Below are 16,431 nucleotides of genomic sequence, written 5' to 3'. Positions count from 1 at the left end.
TATTCCTCTCCGGTTTGTTGGCATTCAGGGGTGGCGTCAGACCGCAGGTGACACGAAAGAAGCGATGGGAACGACGCCACAAGCAAGGTCTTGGTCCTGGAATCCGACTGATTCGAACAGCCTGCGCGCGTGGTAGCCCGGGTCTACGACGGAGACAAGGCGCCGGGTTCCGGCATGTCGATATGCCCATTCGGAGGCAGCCTTGACAAGGGACAGGCCAAGCCCTGCCCGCCGATACCCGGTTGATGTCTCCAGCCCCTGCAACCTAGCCAGGTCGTCACCGAGGGCGATCCCGCAGCAACCGACTACACGGCCGTCCGCGTACGCGGTGAACCAGGCCCCGTTTCCAGCCTCCGATTCACTGCGGTACAGGTCCAGGCGGGCTGCGAGGAACTCTCGATCGCCGGGGCTCACGACCTGGTTCGCTTGGAGATGGAAGTCGAGGAGGTCACCCCATTCCGAGTCCGACCGCGCCGCCCTCACAGGGAGGATCGCCCCACCGGGCCGTGCCCGCAGGGCAGTGGCTTGCATGCTCAGGCTGTCGTACGGTTCGAAGCCGGCGCTCTTGAAGTCCTGGTAGACGTCCTTCGTTGGCGGACCGCCTTCCCATGCGATGCGCCCGTACTTCGCAGCAGATTCTCCGACTTCCAGCTCCAGGCGCCTGATCCAAGTGGTCACATCTTCAGGACCGGGCGGTTGCGGAAACAGGACCGCGTTTCCGATACGGAGTTGCGGCAACGAGGGGGTACGTACGGAGATACACGCATCGGTGACATCCGTCTGCGCCGCACTACCAAGGATCAATAGATCAGTTTGCAGGGCCAGTGATGTGAGCCAGCCTAGTTCGCGAGGCATCTACATTCCTTCTGATTTCGAGGCTGCCAAGGTAGGAAATCCACCCCCGGAAGGGGTCTCTTTGGGCTCATCTTGCCGTCCAACGAGCACGATTGGCGCCCTTTTGAAGCGTGGAGATACGGTGGGAAAGCTCTTCTGTGGCCACTTTATCCCCTCGGTCGGCTCTCCGAATGTACGAGTTCAGGGTGTGCAGGTCACGGATATCGCACAGAACGAGCAGACCTGGCCATTCGCGAATTTCATAGCCGTACTTGTCAGAGAAATGCTTCAGCTCTCGCTCCGAGCGACCGAATCGAACGCCCTGGAATGTATTGGCGAGATCGATCTCGCGCGGGCCGTGGGCCACCTCGTCCCAGTCCCCCAGACGGACTGTTGTGCCGTCCCGCAGAGCGTTGCCGGGGTATGCGTCGCCGTGGATGTGGCCGTAGCCCAGCGGAAAGTCCAGCTGGTCGTAGGCGTCGAGCAGTTCGTTCATCCTCCCGGTCAGCCAGTCACGGAGATCAGTCGTCAGGCACCTGCTGACTTCTAGGGCCGCCTGGAACGATGCGAGCGGCCGATAGCCAGGGAGTTCAATCGGCGGAAGTCGGAGATCGTGCAATGCGCGCAACAGCTCGCCGAGATCCCCGGCCGACGGCACGCCTTGCTCCCGTTGCGGGTAGAACTTCCAGAAGGTGACGGTGTACGGGCCGTTCGTTACCGGCTGGGGGATGTCGGCCGGCTCCGTGGCGGGGAAACCGTTCGCGATGAGGCAGCGGGTCAGCGCCACTGCGGTTTCGAGTCGTCTCCGGTGTGCGGCGGGGCTGACTCGGACCACGATGCCCTCGGTGGGGAGGACGTACACCGCGGTGGCATGCTCGTGCAGATGCGCGAGGGACCGGTCCGGTAGCCCGGAGTCCCGGCAAGCCTTGCGGGCGGCGGACTCGGGGGAGACCGTTACTGTCATTTGAGTGCAGCCTTCGGTGTGGTGTCGATCGACTGGTAGCTACGTGCTGCATCTGCGAGTTGACGCGCTGTGCGACTTCGGGCGAGCCGTGGAGCTTCGAGGAGAGTGGCTACGCGGTGCACGGCATGATCGATTTGCCGTATGCGCAGATCCTGGGGCAGTTCGAGGATGGGCTGGAGATGCTCGTCGGCCCCTTCGAGCTCCCCACCAGCGATACGGGCTGTGACGACATCAAGATGTGCCAAGGCCTCGTCACCATACGAGCGGGCCTCCTTCGGCCCATTCTCATAGATGGCGATCGCTTCGGTGGCATGCTGTTCTGCCAGTGCGTTTTCACCGAGTAGCGCATACGTGCCACCGATATAATATTCCTGCTTCGCATTCGGGAATGTAAGGATTCCTCCAAACTGCCCGAGGTCGCCTGCAGGGGTCTGCTGCTCTCGAGCCTCCTGCAGAGCGTGGAGAGCAGAAAGGGCCCTGTCCCGGTCACCGATCCGGGCTGCGGCCCGGGCTTCGATGGCGGCCATCCTGATCCGGGTTTCGCCCACGGGCGAGAATTCTGCAGCCTGCCGAGTGTATTCGAGTGCCATCCGCTGCTGAGGAGACCACTCGGCAATCAGCGCGGCGGTGCCCTTGGTCCACGCCTTCAGATCATTGTGATCAGCTTGCTCCGCGAACGTCCAGGACGTCTGAATCTGAGCCATGGCGGCATCCCGGTCGCCCAGGTTTTGTGAAGCGTGAGCGAGCAGCAGGCAGCTGGTGCCGGCAAGAAGATACAGATCTCGGGTCTGGCGAGGAGGCTGGCGGCCACCGAGCAGCGAGAAGATGTGGTCCCTGGTCGACAGGAGATCCGTGAACAGCGGGTGCAGGGGGGTGTGGACGTAGTCGGTTGCGATCGTCGCAATCTTGAGGGCCAACCCCTCCAACGATGCTTCCGTCACGTTGCTCCGCAGAGTCGCTTCGGCGAAGCGTAAGGACTGTGCAGCGGCCTGAGCCGCCAAGTCCTGCAGGTCGGATTCCCGACCGTCATCCGTCCACGGCAAAGACACCGGAGCAGATTCCGGAACGGGGAGCGTCTCGAGGAATGACTGGGCGACGTGCTCCCTCAACGGTGAGGGAAGCAGTGCGTCGGGTGCACCGATGCCCTGGAGGAACCTCGCGACCCTGTCGAGGTTCGTCAAACGCCGGGCACCGGACTCGAGCATGGACAAGAAGCCCTGGCTCAAGCCCGTGAGAGTGGCCATGTCGCCCTGCCGGAGACCGCTCCTTGCGCGAATGAGGCGACTGGCACGTCCGAAGTCACATGCTGCAATGGCTGCTTGGACCTCGTTATCTCTCCACACCACATCAGGAACTTGAGGGCCCGACAACACTCTGAGATGCGCCTCCCGTGCACATGTGGAGCAGAGCACATCATTGTTGTACAGACTCAAGCGACATCCGCAGTCGGCGCAAGAGCGAACGTGCTTCGGCATCCCACCCCCTCATCTCATCTGGGCGCGTCAGCGTACGCCGGACCCTTTGGACGGAATATCACTCTCGTTATACCGCCGGCTCGGTCGTCGCGATCAAGGCTACTGTCGACTCAAGAGTAGGTGTGCGCTGCTTCACACCTTGGACGACTCCAGTAGCCGCCGGACAAGGCAACCAGCCTCGCGGTGTCGTCGGTGCGCCCAGACCGCATCGAGCGTGGTGCCCACTGCCTGCGACTGGTGGTCACCGTTGCAGCCACCGGGCGATCCCCCGTTCCCTTCCCGTGGACCGGCCAACTCCACTCTGCGGGCATCGACCTCACCCTCAAAGAGCCGTTTCTGCTGCCACCGTCTGCCTACTCGATGACCACCACGGGGCCATTCCGGAAGGTACGCCCTACTTGTGTTTCCTCGACACCGTTCCCACAGTCCTTGGGCGTTGCTCCTCACGACCCGTTCATCGCCCCATAGTCCGCGGCGGCGCAAGTGCGCGTGACACGAAGTACCGTGGGGCGGCGCCTGCACCAGCCGACATCTCCTTCGGCCCCGCCGGCACGATCATCTTGCCTTCACCGCCACGCTGACTGGAGGACGCATGAATGCACCCACAGCCCCCACCTTGTCTCTGAACACCGGAATCGTCATGCCCCAACTAGGCTTCGGCACATGGCCCCTGGAACACCATGACGCCGAGGATGCAGTGACCACTGCACTCCATGCCGGCTACCGGCTCATCGACACAGCTTCGAGCTACGGCAACGAACGTGCGGTGGGACGAGCAATCCGACACTCCGACCTGCCCCGCGAAGACATCTTCGTGACGACCAAACTCCATGGAGTGGATCACGGATTCAGCGCCGCACTGCGCGCGTTCGACATGAGTCTCGACGAACTCGGACTGGACTATCTGGATCTGTATCTCATTCACTGGCCGGTCCCGGGCAAGGATCTCTACGTCGATACGTGGCGGGCGTTCAAGACGCTGCTGGACAGCGGACGCGTCCGTGCGATCGGCGTCTCCAACTTCAAACCTGCTCACATCGACCGGCTGATAGCCGAGACCGGAGTCACGCCCTCGGTCAACCAGATCCAGCTCCACCCGCAAACCACGCAGCCATCGCTCCGCGCCTACCACGAAGCCAAGGCAATAGTCACGGAGTCCTGGAGCCCACTCGACCGGAGCGGCACCCTCCTTTCAACCTCTGTGATCCGCGATCTGGCTGAAAGCTACGACAGGTCTCCGGCGCAGATCGTGCTGCGTTGGCACATCGAACTCGGCCTCGTCACCATTCCCAACTCCAGTAATCGGACACGGATTCACCGAAACATCGAGATCTTCGACTTCCACCTGTCACCAGACGAGGTGAGGGCAATCTCAGCCCTGGACAAGGGCGATCGCCAGCCCATCGACTCCGATGTCACACAACCCGGCCTGCACTCGTAGAGCGCATGCCAGCCACCCTGCCGCGGGAGGGAGGGGAGACACGCCCCCGGCGTGCGCACGCTGGAAGGCTTCGTCCCTTCCCCTCCGGCCGATCAACGGATCGTTGGTCCGGTGGTGAGGGGAGTCGAGTCGTCTGATGCTGCGTGGGCGGTGATCGCAGCGTTGTTGCCGCCCGTAGGCCAGGCCTGCGGGCGATCGCGCGATCACCGGCAGGTGTTGGAAGACATCGTGCTCAAGTTCCCTGCTTGTGTGCCCTGGCGGGACCATCCCGACCGGTTCGGACCATGGCAGACAGTGGCAGACCGTCTACGGAGGCAACCCCCGCTGGGCCGCCGACGGCACCTTCGACCGTCTCCTGGCCGCCGCCCAGAACAGGGGTGAAGTGGACTGACTGGTCTCCATCGACTCCACGATCGTGCGGGCCCACCGGCGCGCCGCCACCAAGCGGGGGCTCGACCGAACGGACCCTCGGACACTCCCTCGGTGGGCTGACCAGCGGGATCCACCTCGCCTGCGACGGACCCGGCCGTCCCCTGACCTTCGTACTGGCCGCGGCACGCTCAACGACTACTCCCAGGCCGAGAACGTCATCGCCCTCATCCGCGTCGCGAGCACCGGGCCCGAGCTCACCCGCCTGCGCCCCGAGCGGGTCATCGCGCACAAGGGCTACTCGTCCGGGAAGATCCGCACCTACCTGCGCAGACACCACATCGGCTGCACGATCCCCGAACGCATCGACCAGATCAGCGGACGCCAACGACGCATCGAGACACCCTGCCGGATCGGCCGCGCCGCCCCTTGGCGCCGTTACGTCATCGAGCGCTCCTCCAACCGGCTCAAGCAGAACAAGCCCTCGGGCCCTGATCTCCAGACCGGGGTCTCCCCCTGTACCGTTGCACTCAAACAGGCCTGCTCGGCCAGCAAGTTCACCGCGATCCATGCCGCCTGATGGGCCGCGGCGGTCAAGGCCCACGGAGACGCGGCCGGCACAGGTGCCGTGATCGAAGTGCTGCTGTTGACCGGGTCGATCACGAACGAGTGCACCGACATCGCCGACCGGGCGGTGAAGGACCAGATGCCCGTCACGCAGCTTCACGTGCACACAGTCGATGAACAAGACGGGGTAGACGGAGTCGAGCGGATGGTTCTGCCACTCGTTCATACCGTCGATCGGCCCGACCGTCGGTGACCACCGTCTCAGAGCGGGTGCCGTTGCGGGTGTTCCCGTGCCGGCCTTCTCGTGCTTCTCATGCCCGAGGTGGTCCGTGATCTCGCCCTCGAGGGCGGACTCGAGGATCTTCTTCGTCAGCAGCAGCAGGCCACCCTGCCCAGTCAGCTTGATCCCGTCCGCCTGGGCCCGGTCCACCAACTGGCTGATCAGCTGGTCGTCCAGAACGTCCGGTGCCAGCCCGGCAGGCTGCACTTCCTCCACGGCCTCAGCCGAGCTCGCGGATCCGGTTGGGGGAGATGACCTGCAGCCGGTGCTGGGAGGAGCACTGGAACAGGTGGGGCAGCGGCGGCCCGAAGATCCGCTCGTAGCCGTCGTACCGGGTCAGCAGCGGCACCCGCTCGCCCGTGCCCTTGATCTGGCGAATGATCCGGGCCAGGACGGAGACCAGGCCCGGATCAGCGGGGATGACGCGCTCGCGGTCGGTCTTGGACGGGCTGATCTGCAGCAGCGGCACTGTCTCGTCACCAGCTGTCGGCGTACAAGTGAACGTGCACCACCGCGTACGGATGAAAGTGCACCGTTCTTGATGCGGCTGTGTTGGTGTCGCGTGAGTCTTCTGTCGTCCTGTTCGGGGTCGGTGGAGGGCGGCGAGAGTGGTCTTGGATCCGCATCGCTGGTTGGAGCTGAGGCGGTTTCGCGGTCTGTATGAGTCCGGAGCGATGAGCCTGCGGGAGATCGCGAAGGAGACCGGGCTGAACCGGCGTACGGTCGCCAAGTACCTGTCGGGCGAGACGCCGGTCGCGCCGCCGCGAAGGGCTCCCAACGGGCATCCGTACCGGCGGATGGTGGATGAGGTCGCGCCGTTGATCGACGCGATGCTGCGGGCCGAAGTCCTACTCAAAGGGGCGGTGATCCACGAGCGCCTGGTGGCTGAGTACGGGTTCACAGGCAGCTACCAGCGGATCAAGATGTACTTGCAGGAAGCCAGGCCCCGCATCGCGGAGGAACTGCGCATCAGCCCGAGTGAACTGGCAGGGCTCCACCGCAGGTTCGAGGTGGTGCCCGGGGCCCAGGCACAGGTGGACTGGGGCGATGAAGGAAAGATTCTCGCCCATGTCGGCATCCCGAAGGTCTACTCGTTCCACATGACCTTGTCCTACTCGCGAGATCCGTTCTGCTGCTTCACCACCAGCCAGGACCTGGCCACCTTCTTCGACTGCCACCGCCAGGCATTCGCGCACTTCGGCGGGGTCCCGATGTCGATCGTCTACGATCGCACCAAAACGGTAGTCCGCCGGCATGTTGCACCAGGTGAAGCCGTTCCCCTCCATCCGGAAGCCGTCGCCTTCGCCGGGCACTATGATTTCGATCCCGACGTGCTGGCCGCCTACCGGCCCACGGGCAAAGGCCGGGTCGAGCGGCAGGTGCTGATCGTCCGAGACCACGTCCTGGCCGGACGCGCCTTCTCCTCCATCGAGGAACTCGACGCCGCGTTCACCGCCTGGGTGCCGCTGCGACGGGCGAAGGTCCACGGCACCCACGGCGAGGTCATCGGTCTGCGGGCGATCCGCGACCATGTGGCCCTGCGGCCGCTGCCGCAAACGCCTTATGTGGTCACTCAGCGGCATCTCCGCCATGTGGGCAAGGACTGCCTCGTCGCCTTCGACGCGAATCTCTACTCGGTGCCGGCCCGCAAGGTCCGCCCCCGCCAGCTGGTCGAAGTCAGGGCCACGAAGTCCCAGGTGACGCTGCATGCCACCGCTGCGGATCGCGGTGGCGAAACCCTGCTGGCGACCCATCCGCGGGCGATCGGTCGTGGCGCCCGCATCGTGAATGAGAGGCACTGGGACGGCCTGCCGACGGGAGCCGGCCGCCGCATCACCACCGGTGACGGGGGCCTGCCCCGGCCCCGCCGCCATGACGCTCCGGGCTCGCAGGCCGGGCCGCTGGCGGCCCTCCTGAACCGGGCCGCGGTCACCCAGGTCGAGGTCGGTCGCCGGCCTTTGTCGGTCTATGACGAGCTGACTGGCACCCGCCCCTTCACCACCAAGCCGAGCGCAAAGGAATCGCCTTGAGCGAGCTGGTCTCCACCCGCATCCGCAACACGGCCGGCAAGCTGGGCCTGCCTCACCTGGCCGAGGCCCTGACTCAGTATGCGCAGCGGGCTGACGAGGCCAAGATGGGCTACCTCGACTTCATCGACCTGGTTCTCTCCGAAGAGCTGGCCGTCCGTGAGGACCGCCGCTTCCGCACCGGTCTGAGGATCTCGAAGCTGCCGCACCACAAGACGCTGGACGACTACGACTTCTCGTTCCAGCCCGAGCTCGACCCTCGCAAGATCAAGGACCTTGCCACCCTCTCCTTCGTCGAGGCCAAGGCCAACGCCGCCCTGCTCGGGCCGCCGGGAGTGGGCAAGACTCACATCGCCGTCGCTCTCGCGGTCGCGGCCTGCCGGGCCGGCTACTCGATCTACTTCACCAGCCTCGACGACATGGTCCGCAACCTGAAGACCGCGGAGGCCGCCGGACGGCTGACCAGCAAGCTCGGCAGCTACCTCCGACCGGCGGTTCTCGTGGTCGACGAGGTGGGCTACCAGCCCCTCGAACGCGCAGAAGCCAACCTGGTCTTCCAAGTGATCTCAAAGCGCTACGAAAAGGGCTCCATCATCCTGACCTCGAACAAGACCTTCAGCGAATGGGGACAGGTGTTCGGCGACGAGGTTCTGGCCACCGCCATCCTCGACCGCCTCCTCCACCACTGCGACGTCATCTCCATCAACGGCCCCAGCTATCGCCTCAAGAACCGACTCGCCGCCATCGAACGCGACACAGACGCAGCCTGAGAATTGACGGCTCCTCCGGCGGCTCCGTCGTATGAGCTAGCGGCCGTTGCGGCGCCGCCGACGAGTGCTGGCGTCGTCGAAGCGGACCACGCCGACTCCTGACATGCCCCTGAGCGCGGCCATCTCCTTCATCCCGTGCACGAGTCGGCATGCCCCGGTGTCCTGGTCGACGATGATGGGCCAGTTCCCCCCACCCCGGATCTGGCGCCCCTGCTCGTCCTTCGCCGTGGGATACCAGGTGAAGCCATAGACGCCCCTGCTGGTCGGGGTCGCCACCAGGCCAAGTTTGAAGGCCCACTCATCCCAACGGTCGGTCAGGGTCCGACCGAACTCTTCTGCACGCCTCCGTGCCTCGCTCTCCTCCAAGAGATCCCCCTTCACCACTCTCAGACCTTGAGAGAACAGAGGTTACGGGACTGAACCCGGCCGCAGAACGGGAGCTACCTCGGTGCACATATCTCTGTACTTGGCGGTGCACACAGAGAAGTACGCCGACAGTGGGCGCCCGGTACTGACGCAAACTCAGGTGGGTGAGCTCCAGGAGTTCCTCGATCCTGGCACCGGTGCGTCGCAGGACCTCGATGCTCGCCCAGGTCCAGAAGGCGTTGTTCTCCTCGCATTCGGCATCGAACCGGGGACCGGGCTCGTCGACCGGGGCCAGGAACAGCGCGGTGGGGCGCCAGTGGCTGTTGTTGCGGCCGGTGCGCCGGTAGCACGAGCCCTCAACGGTGAACTCCTCACCCGGCGTCGCGGAGCGGGCTGCCTGCAGCAGGAGCGTGGCATGCTTCAGCCGGGTCTCGGCAGCGCGGACGAGCTGCGGCAGGACGGGGACCAGGGTGCGGGTGCGCTGCTGCATCCGTGCCTGCCGGTGCCGGGTTTCCTTGATGTAGCCGCTGATGTCGGCCTCGCTGATCGGGCAGGGCGCGGCCCAGGCCGCCCAACGGGCCGGGGTCTTCCATCGACCACTGTGAGAGGTCCAAGTAGAAAGAGCGGACGGCCAGGAACACGGCGTGGGCGGTGCGGCGCGGGCGCCCGTCGGGCAGAACACGGACGCGTTGCTTCCATGCCTGGGCGACCTCGTCGGGCAGGTTGAGCGAGGAGATCGCGGGGTGGTGTCGTTGCATGTCGCCCCAGAACAGGTCAGCCAACATCTGAGCGTGGTTGACCAGGGGGCCGTAGTCCAGGACGGCGGACCGCTCGGCAGCCAGTACACCAGTCACGCTTTCGCCCGCCTCGCGGCCGACCTTGACGTCAGGCTTTCCGTCGGACGCACCGGCGTCTGCTGGGACAACGCCCTCGCCGAATCCTTCTTCGCCACCCTGAAGAACGAGCTGGTCAGCCAACTCAGCTGGCACACTCGTGCTGCCGCCAGAAGCGAGATCTTCGAGTACATCGAAGGCTGGTACAACAACCGGCGACTCCACTCCAGTCTCGGCTACCAAAGCCCAGCCGAGTACGAAGCCACAGCAGCCTGACCAACACAACGAACCTGTCCGCCAAACAGGAGCAACCTCAACACCCACCCAGATCGGCATCGACAGCGGGCTCAACCTGTACGTCTCTCACACGCATGGGTAATCCGATGTCGATGTAACTCGATCAGGCCCGCTCCTCATTGAGGGGCAACCCCGTCGCCCAGGAAGAGTTCGGGATCCGGCGGCTGCACAGAGCCGAGGGGATGCCGATCCGGGCGATCGCGAGGAAGTTGGGCATCTCGCGGAACACGGTCCGCAGGGCGCTGGCCGATGACGCGCCGCCGAAGTACCAGCGGGCGCCGAAGGGCTCGGTCGTCGACGTGGTCGAGCCGCAGATCCGTGAACTGCTCGAACAGTGGCCGGACATCCCGTCGACCGTGATCGCCGAGCGAATCGGCTGGCAGCGGGGCATGACGGTGCTCAAGGAACGGGTCCGGAAACTCCGGCCGGCTTACCGGCCCGTCGATCCGGCGTCGCGGACGGTCTATGAGCCGGGCGAGGTGGCCCAGTGTGATCTGTGGTTCCCGGCCCCCGACATTCCGCTCGGCTTCGGGCAGGTGGGCCACCCGCCGGTGCTGGTGATGGTGGCCGGCTACTCGAGGTGGATCACCGCCCGGATGCTGCCCGCGAGGAACGCGGCCGATCTGATCGTGGGCCACTGGCGACTGCTGGCAGATCTGGGAGCCGTTCCGAGGGCTCTGGTCTGGGACAACGAGGGAGCCGTCGGTTCCTGGCAGCCCGGCGGCCCGCGGCTCACGGATGACTTCGCGGCGTTCGCCGGCCTGCTGGGCATCAAGTTCGTCCTCTGCAAGCCCCGTGATCCGGAAGCGAAGGGTCTGGTCGAGCGGGCCAACGGCTATCTGGAGACCTTGTTCCTGCCCGGCAGGGTCTTCGCGAGCCCTGCGGACTTCAACATCCAACTGGCCGACTGGCTCGCCAAGGCCAACCGGCGGATCCACCGGACCTTGCAGGCCAGGCCGTCGGACCGGCTGGAGGCAGACGGCTCGCGGATGCTCCAGCTGCCACCGATCTCCCCGCCAGGCTGGTGGAAAGCGTCCCTGAGGCTGCCTCGGGACCACTACGTCCGCCTCGACACCTGCGACTACTCCGTCCATCCCCTCGCGATCGGCCGCCGCATCGAGGTGGCCGCCGACCTGGACCAGGTCCTGGTGACCTGCGACGGCGTCGAGGTCGCCCGCCATGCCCGCGGCTGGGCCCGCCACCAAACCCTCACCGATCCCGATCACGCGGCAGCAGCCGCTGCCGCCCGCAGGGCGGCGACCAGCAAGAAGACGGTCCCCGTCCAGGGGACCGACGTTGAAGAACGGTCGCTGGACTCCTATGACCGCATCTTCGGCGTCATCGACGGCGGACTGACCACGGGCGAAGGGGCAGCCTGATGACCACGACCAGCAACGACAAGACCACGCAGAACGGCCGCGACGTCACCTCGGAGATCGCCTATCTGACACGGGCCTTGAAGACGCCAGCCCTGCGTGACTCGGTCGGTCGGCTCGCCGACCGGGCCCGCTCGGAAGGCTGGACCCACGAGGAATACCTCGCCGCCTGCCTCCAGCGGGAGGTCGCCGCCCGCGATTCACACGGCGCCGAAGGCCGCATTCGAGCCGCCCGCTTCCCCTCCAGGAAGTCCCTCGAGGACTTCGACTTCGACCACCAGCGGTCCGTGAAACGAGAGTCGATCTCCCGCCTGGGGACGCTCGATTTCGTCGTCGGGAAGGAGAACGTGATCTTCCTGGGACCGGGCGTTATCAGCGGATCGTCCAGCACAGGGTGACGTCGTGCCTGGTCAGAACGTCGATGCGATCTGTTCGTCGTGGCCTGACAGTGCTGCGGTCCAGGGTATCGGTCGCGGGTGGTAGACACGGGTCATGGCGACTTTCATGGTGCTTGTTGATGGTGAAGCGGGTGGCTGGGGCGCCGACCGTGAGGCTCTGACCGCTGCGATCCGAGACGGATGGGCCGGTGTCGAGACTGACTTGACGCCCTGCAGCGAGGCCCGGAGCCTCTGCTGGTCCTTCTCGTCGGAGGACGGTCCGGGTGAGGCATATCTGCATGAAGACGGCACCTGCCTGTATCTCGACACGGCGGAGTCTGAAGCGGTGCGCTTGGCGGTGGTATTCCGCAGGATCACTCCGGCGGACCTCGACCTGGTGTTCTGCGATCAGGGATACAACTTCCACGTCCGGCTCCGATCGGATGTCACGGACGCTGAGCTGATCAAGCTGATGACCGCGGGCTGATCTCAGCGAGGCCCGATGATCTGGGGTCGTGATGTAGGGTCGCCGCCGCGTCGTGCGAGTTCTCGGCGGAGGTCGAGGTTCTCGCCGTGGGCCTGTTCCAGGGCCTCGCGAAGGGCCTGGATCTCCTGGCGGTGCTGCTTCTTGAGCCGCGTTAGCTGGTCGGTGAGGGCGAGGACAAGCGTGCCTTCGGTGTCGGCCGCGGGGGCGGGTGCGGGGATCGGGCGGGCCTGGGCACGCAGGCGTTCGATGCGGCCTCGCAGGTCGGGGTGGTTATAGAGGAAGGCGTGTGAGACGCCGCCTTCGCGCTGGACGGCCTGGAAGGTGACGGGTTCGCCGCGCTTGACCAGGACGCGGATCGCTTTCTCGGCGGCCTCCGTTTTGGCCTGGGACTTTGCCTTGGCGGCGGCCGCGAGGATCTGGGTGCGCTTGGTGCGAGAGTCGGTCACGGCCGGTTCCTTCGGTGGTGGTCGAGGTCGAGGCGGACGGGAACGGGGCCGGCGAGGGCGGCGCCGCAGCCGGCGCCCTGGACGGCTCGGTCGGGGGTGGATTGGAGGGTGTCCAGCAGTTTCGTGAGTGCCGCGTGTTCGGCTCGTCGCTGGAGGAGCCAGACGTTGTCCTCGGGCATCGGGCGGCCGTGACGCTCCTCGAAGGCGGTGGTGGTGCGGTTGATCAGTGCTTCGGTCTCGGCCAGTTGTCGTTCGAGGGCGGGCTGGTGGGTGGCGTCGGTGACGAAGACCGAGCAGGTCAGGCAGGCGTTTCCTTTGTCGCAGGTCTGCAGCGGCGGCAGCATGCACCAGCCGTGCGGCAGGAAGCGGTCGGCGCGGTTGAACAGGTGGAGGCTGTCGTGGTCGTCGCGGGAGAAGGCGACGCGGCTGCCGTCGGCCCGGAGTTTGGCGGTGGCCAGGAATGCCTGCTCGGCGTGTTCCTGGCGGGCGGCGACGTAGTGCATCGACATCGTCGGGGTGGCGTGTCCGGCATAGCGCATCAACACGTGGACCGGCAAGCCGAGTTCGGCGAGCCGGGTCAGCTTGGTGTGCCGGAAACGGTGGGTGTGGCTCAGGCCGACGGGCTTGCCTTTGCCGTCGGTGATCTCCACGATCTTGCTGAACTCGCGGAGCATCCAGTTGTAGGTGCCGGAGGGGTAGGGCTTGTCGCCCTGGCGGTTCCCGGTCCGCTGGAGGAACAGATGCCGCGGGGTGATGTCGGGGAAGTGCTCGCGGACCCAGACCCGTTGCTCTTCGACGACCGCGACGACTTCCTGGTCGACAAGGATGGTGTCCGGCGCGATATCGATCTCGCTCTGGGCATAGTGGAAGCGTGCGATCTCCTCGCCCTCGGCGGCGTCGGCGGCCCGGTCGGGGACCGGTGAGAGGCAGTCGAAGCGGCAGGTGCGGACCTCGCTGGAGCGTCGCCCGGTCAGGATCTGCAGCAGGATCATGCGCATGGCCTGCGGGTCGTCGAAGCCTCGCGCGGTGACCTCCTGTCCGTCGCCGCGGGGGAACGTCAGCCGTTCGTCGCGGCCGAGCCCGAGCAGGGGCAGGGCAGCGGGGATCTGGGCGAGGGCGTGGTCGTCGACGTAGTGCTCGTCGTTGAGTTCTCGCTGGTGCGGGATCCGCGAGACCTGGCGGAACCAGCCGGCCGCGTGAGCGTCGGTGACCCGGGACCACGGGTGGGGGCCGAGGATCTGGCGGGCCTCGGCGGGGTTGGCCGCGACGAACGCGAAGAGCTCGGCGACGGCCCGCAGATCGTCGTTAATCATCCGGGGATGGACGGGCCGGTTCGCGAATCGCTGTTCGGAGCGGCGAAGGTGCCGGTTGGCGGGGTCGGCGTCCCAGCGGCGGAAGGCGGCGGCCGGCTCGACCGCGTGCGCGGGGACGCCCAGGACGTCGAGCGGGTTGGTGAAGGTCTCCAGCCACCGGCTGAACCGGGTGAAGCACCGCATGCGTTCCTGACTCACCGTGGACCAGCGCAGGACGCTGGCCTCGAGCTGGGTGCCGAGATACCACTTGACCGCCTCCCGCAGCCATCGGTGGCCGATCGTCGAGGGGGAACAGCCGTAGTGGGCCTGGGGTTCGTGCTCGGCGAGCGGGATCCGGGGATCGCAGCGGGGGTGCCATTCGTCCAGCTGCCACCAGGCTCCGTCCGTGCAGCGGGCCAGCAGTGCCAGTCGGGAGAACCGGAAGATCACTCGAAGTCGGGCGACGCTGCCGTGGGGCGGGAGTCGGCCCCAGCGGGTGGCATGGAACCACCGTTGCAAGGCCAGGGCCGTCTCGGTGTCCATCGCCCGGATCGAGGCTGGGAAGGGATGATTCTCCCGAATTGCCCGGCGCAGAATGTTCGCGAGCTGATTGGTGCCCAGTACCGCGGAGCGGGTTCCGTCCAGGGCCTGCCAGTGTGCCATCCAGGCCAGTTCGGCAGGCATCAGATCGGGCAGTCCGCGCAGGTCGATCCGGCGGTCGCCGGTCTCGGTGATCCTCTTCCAGTCCTCGATGCCGTCACCGATCACCGGCCCCTTCCAGGGGGCAGGGAGCTCGGACCAGAGCCGCCAGATCAGGTCCTCGGCTGCGAGAGCGTGGAGGTGGCGCGGTTCACCGGGCATCGCTCACCTGCCAGGCGGAGGCGTACGACTTCCAGTTCGCCGCGGCCCGCAAGGCCTCGTCCTCCCGCACCCAGCCATAGAGGTCGAGCGTGGTCTGGACGTGCGCATGCCCGAGCCGGCGGGAGACCACCCACTCCGGCGTCCCGGCCAGCAACAACGCGGTCGCGTGAGCATGCCGGAACCAGTGCGGGGTCCAGGATGCGGGACCGATTCCCTTCTTGCGTAGGGCGGCGGTCTTGTCCCGCACCGTCCCCTCCTTCAGCGCGGCCAGCAGCGGCGGCCGGTCCAGATTCACCAACAGCGGCGAGTGAGAGCTGATCTCCAGCCCGGCGCCGGCGGCACGGACGGCGAGATGGACGAGGTAGTCGGCGAACAACCGCTCCAGGTCGGCGCCGACATAGACGCGCCGCGGGCGCATCATCTTCACCCTCGCCCCGTTCGCGTTGTCCTCGCGCGGAACGACCTCAACATACGGAGTGCTGCCGCGGCCCATGACGAAGTCCCCGATCCGCAGGCCGAGCACCTCACCGAGGCGCATGCCGGTCTCCGCGAGCAGCGCGAACAGCAGGCGATCCCGCAGGTTGCCCGCCCACTCACCGCCGGCCTCCGGCTTCGCGCAGCCGTCCAGGACCGCCTGGATTTCGGACGGCAACAGCAGCGGCGGCCGCCCGCGATGGCGATGACGACGCACTCTCACCAGCGATGACGGCCCAGGTGTGGAGCGGGCATCCAGGTGCGCGAGCAGACCACGGGCCGGTGCCCTGTGAGGCGCCCCGCGCATGAGCCGGCCTGCGACCGGGACGGAGAAGACTGCTTCCTGCCAGCAGTAGAAGGAGATCAGCGCGGCCAGCCGGGCCTCCAGCGTCTCCGGCGCCGGGGCGTCCTCCGGGGCGACCAAGGCGTGTTCGACCGTGCGGCCGTTGCGCAGCCAGGACAAGAACCCAGCCACCGCCGGGACACCGACATCGGCCCAGGCCGCGGTCTCCTCGCGCTGTTCGAGGAAGGTCCACCACTGGGCCAGCGAGGTCGCATAGCCCCGGACGGTGTTCGGCGACCACAACAGCCGGTGGGCCTCCAGCCACTCCTCCACCGGAGCGACTGTCCGGTACTTCTCGTCGACCACGGTCCACGTCCGCCGTCCGCCTGAGGGCAGGACCGCCAAGCTGAGTGCCACTGATGGCGTTCCGTCTCGTTGAAGAACTCCCCTTGCTAGCAATGCATCAACGACAGAGAACGCTCACGGTGACGCTCGTCGCAGACAGAGAATCGAGGGGCTCACGCCCCGCTGATAACGCCCGGCACCGGCAAGACGCACCTTGCGACCGGGCTCGGCATCCGGGCCTGCCAGGCCGGCCACAGGTCGCGTTCG

18 protein-coding genes and 1 pseudogene are annotated in these 16,431 nt (G+C 66.3%); 10 read left to right on the top strand and 9 right to left on the bottom strand.

The window, feature by feature from the left end:
* Positions 1-36: 36 nt before the first annotated feature.
* From ACIQ5Y_RS21495 to ACIQ5Y_RS21485, 3 genes are all read right to left on the bottom strand, one after another.
* On the bottom strand, positions 37-855 hold the full coding sequence (locus ACIQ5Y_RS21495) for a GNAT family N-acetyltransferase (RefSeq protein WP_403882555.1): 819 nt from the start codon (positions 853-855) through the stop codon (positions 37-39).
* Between the two features lie 67 nt (positions 856-922).
* The gene (locus tag ACIQ5Y_RS21490; RefSeq protein WP_403882553.1) at positions 923-1,798 is read right to left on the bottom strand and encodes a phosphotransferase; all 876 of its coding nucleotides are present in this window, start codon (positions 1,796-1,798) and stop codon (positions 923-925) included.
* Positions 1,795-3,273, bottom strand: a complete 1,479-nt coding sequence (locus ACIQ5Y_RS21485; protein ID WP_403882550.1) for a helix-turn-helix domain-containing protein — start codon at positions 3,271-3,273, stop codon at positions 1,795-1,797. Before ACIQ5Y_RS21485 ends, ACIQ5Y_RS21490 begins: the two co-directional genes overlap by 4 nt.
* A gap of 592 nt (positions 3,274-3,865) precedes the next feature.
* Between ACIQ5Y_RS21485 and ACIQ5Y_RS21480 the strand changes: the two genes are divergently transcribed.
* From ACIQ5Y_RS21480 to ACIQ5Y_RS21470, 3 genes are read left to right on the top strand one after another with little or no spacing between them, the layout of a single operon-like run.
* Positions 3,866-4,714: an aldo/keto reductase gene (locus tag ACIQ5Y_RS21480; protein ID WP_403882547.1), complete on the top strand. Its 849-nt coding sequence runs from the start codon at positions 3,866-3,868 to the stop codon at positions 4,712-4,714.
* 51 nt (positions 4,715-4,765) lie between these two features.
* The gene (locus tag ACIQ5Y_RS21475) at positions 4,766-5,095 is read left to right on the top strand and encodes a transposase (protein ID WP_403882544.1); all 330 of its coding nucleotides are present in this window, start codon (positions 4,766-4,768) and stop codon (positions 5,093-5,095) included.
* Positions 5,096-5,129: 34 nt separating this feature from the next.
* Positions 5,130-5,663 (top strand): hypothetical protein, encoded by a 534-nt coding sequence (locus ACIQ5Y_RS21470; protein ID WP_403882674.1) that lies wholly within the window; start codon positions 5,130-5,132, stop codon positions 5,661-5,663.
* Between the two features lie 105 nt (positions 5,664-5,768).
* On the opposite strand, the pseudogene ACIQ5Y_RS21465 reads toward ACIQ5Y_RS21470, so the two are convergent.
* Together ACIQ5Y_RS21465 and ACIQ5Y_RS21460 are read right to left on the bottom strand one after the other, a co-directional pair.
* Positions 5,769-6,146, bottom strand: a pseudogene (locus ACIQ5Y_RS21465) (transposase); the annotation flags it as partial.
* 4 nt (positions 6,147-6,150) lie between these two features.
* Positions 6,151-6,399, bottom strand: coding sequence for a hypothetical protein (locus ACIQ5Y_RS21460; RefSeq protein WP_403882541.1), 249 nt, complete (start codon positions 6,397-6,399; stop codon positions 6,151-6,153).
* 139 nt (positions 6,400-6,538) lie between these two features.
* Between ACIQ5Y_RS21460 and istA (ACIQ5Y_RS21455) the strand changes: the two genes are divergently transcribed.
* The gene (gene istA, locus ACIQ5Y_RS21455) at positions 6,539-7,960 is read left to right on the top strand and encodes an IS21 family transposase (RefSeq protein ID WP_403882538.1); all 1,422 of its coding nucleotides are present in this window, start codon (positions 6,539-6,541) and stop codon (positions 7,958-7,960) included.
* On the top strand, positions 7,957-8,727 hold the full coding sequence (istB, locus tag ACIQ5Y_RS21450) for an IS21-like element helper ATPase IstB (protein WP_403882535.1): 771 nt from the start codon (positions 7,957-7,959) through the stop codon (positions 8,725-8,727). Before istA (ACIQ5Y_RS21455) ends, istB begins: the two co-directional genes overlap by 4 nt.
* 36 nt (positions 8,728-8,763) lie before the next feature.
* Here istB and ACIQ5Y_RS21445 read toward each other — a convergent pair whose 3' ends face one another.
* Positions 8,764-9,003 carry a hypothetical protein gene (locus tag ACIQ5Y_RS21445; protein ID WP_403882532.1) on the bottom strand — a complete coding sequence of 80 codons (240 nt, stop codon included), beginning with the start codon at positions 9,001-9,003 and terminating at the stop codon, positions 8,764-8,766.
* Positions 9,004-9,257: 254 nt separating this feature from the next.
* On the opposite strand from ACIQ5Y_RS21445, the gene ACIQ5Y_RS21440 reads away from it, so the two are divergent.
* From ACIQ5Y_RS21440 to ACIQ5Y_RS21420, 5 genes are all read left to right on the top strand, one after another.
* Positions 9,258-9,440, top strand: a complete 183-nt coding sequence (locus tag ACIQ5Y_RS21440) for a hypothetical protein (protein WP_403882529.1) — start codon at positions 9,258-9,260, stop codon at positions 9,438-9,440.
* A 297-nt stretch (positions 9,441-9,737) separates the two neighbouring features.
* Positions 9,738-10,202: a transposase gene (locus ACIQ5Y_RS21435; protein ID WP_403882526.1), complete on the top strand. Its 465-nt coding sequence runs from the start codon at positions 9,738-9,740 to the stop codon at positions 10,200-10,202.
* Between the two features lie 203 nt (positions 10,203-10,405).
* On the top strand, positions 10,406-11,602 hold the full coding sequence (gene istA, locus ACIQ5Y_RS21430) for an IS21 family transposase (protein ID WP_403882523.1): 1,197 nt from the start codon (positions 10,406-10,408) through the stop codon (positions 11,600-11,602).
* On the top strand, positions 11,602-11,997 hold the full coding sequence (locus ACIQ5Y_RS21425; RefSeq protein WP_403882520.1) for an ATP-binding protein: 396 nt from the start codon (positions 11,602-11,604) through the stop codon (positions 11,995-11,997). Before istA (ACIQ5Y_RS21430) ends, ACIQ5Y_RS21425 begins: the two co-directional genes overlap by 1 nt.
* 94 nt (positions 11,998-12,091) lie before the next feature.
* Complete coding sequence (locus ACIQ5Y_RS21420; protein WP_403882518.1) at positions 12,092-12,463, top strand: hypothetical protein; 372 nt, start codon at positions 12,092-12,094, stop codon at positions 12,461-12,463.
* A gap of 2 nt (positions 12,464-12,465) precedes the next feature.
* Here ACIQ5Y_RS21420 and ACIQ5Y_RS21415 read toward each other — a convergent pair whose 3' ends face one another.
* The 3 genes from ACIQ5Y_RS21415 to ACIQ5Y_RS21405 are packed head-to-tail and all read right to left on the bottom strand — an operon-like array spanning position 12,466 to position 16,236.
* Complete coding sequence (locus ACIQ5Y_RS21415; RefSeq protein ID WP_403882516.1) at positions 12,466-12,909, bottom strand: DUF6262 family protein; 444 nt, start codon at positions 12,907-12,909, stop codon at positions 12,466-12,468.
* Positions 12,906-15,062, bottom strand: a complete 2,157-nt coding sequence (locus tag ACIQ5Y_RS21410) for a tyrosine-type recombinase/integrase (RefSeq protein WP_403882514.1) — start codon at positions 15,060-15,062, stop codon at positions 12,906-12,908. Before ACIQ5Y_RS21410 ends, ACIQ5Y_RS21415 begins: the two co-directional genes overlap by 4 nt.
* Positions 15,052-16,236 (bottom strand): tyrosine-type recombinase/integrase, encoded by a 1,185-nt coding sequence (locus tag ACIQ5Y_RS21405; protein WP_403882511.1) that lies wholly within the window; start codon positions 16,234-16,236, stop codon positions 15,052-15,054. Before ACIQ5Y_RS21405 ends, ACIQ5Y_RS21410 begins: the two co-directional genes overlap by 11 nt.
* Positions 16,237-16,431 lie beyond the last annotated feature (195 nt).

It is taken from the genome of Streptomyces sp. NPDC096339, from assembly GCF_044762985.1.
GTDB lineage: Bacteria > Actinomycetota > Actinomycetes > Streptomycetales > Streptomycetaceae > Streptomyces.
Note: the sequence above shows the minus strand (reverse complement) of the source record. Positions and strands in the feature narration are given on the sequence as shown.

Coding starts and splice junctions, on each gene's coding strand:
- ACIQ5Y_RS21495 (WP_403882555.1), bottom strand. CDS start 855: ATGCCTCGCGAACTAGGCTGGCTCACATCACTGGCCCTGCAAACTGAT.
- ACIQ5Y_RS21490 (WP_403882553.1), bottom strand. CDS start 1,798: ATGACAGTAACGGTCTCCCCCGAGTCCGCCGCCCGCAAGGCTTGCCGG.
- ACIQ5Y_RS21485 (WP_403882550.1), bottom strand. CDS start 3,273: ATGCCGAAGCACGTTCGCTCTTGCGCCGACTGCGGATGTCGCTTGAGT.
- ACIQ5Y_RS21480 (WP_403882547.1), top strand. CDS start 3,866: ATGAATGCACCCACAGCCCCCACCTTGTCTCTGAACACCGGAATCGTC.
- istA (WP_403882523.1), top strand. CDS start 10,406: ATGCCGATCCGGGCGATCGCGAGGAAGTTGGGCATCTCGCGGAACACG.
- ACIQ5Y_RS21425 (WP_403882520.1), top strand. CDS start 11,602: ATGACCACGACCAGCAACGACAAGACCACGCAGAACGGCCGCGACGTC.
- ACIQ5Y_RS21420 (WP_403882518.1), top strand. CDS start 12,092: ATGGCGACTTTCATGGTGCTTGTTGATGGTGAAGCGGGTGGCTGGGGC.
- ACIQ5Y_RS21410 (WP_403882514.1), bottom strand. CDS start 15,062: ATGCCCGGTGAACCGCGCCACCTCCACGCTCTCGCAGCCGAGGACCTG.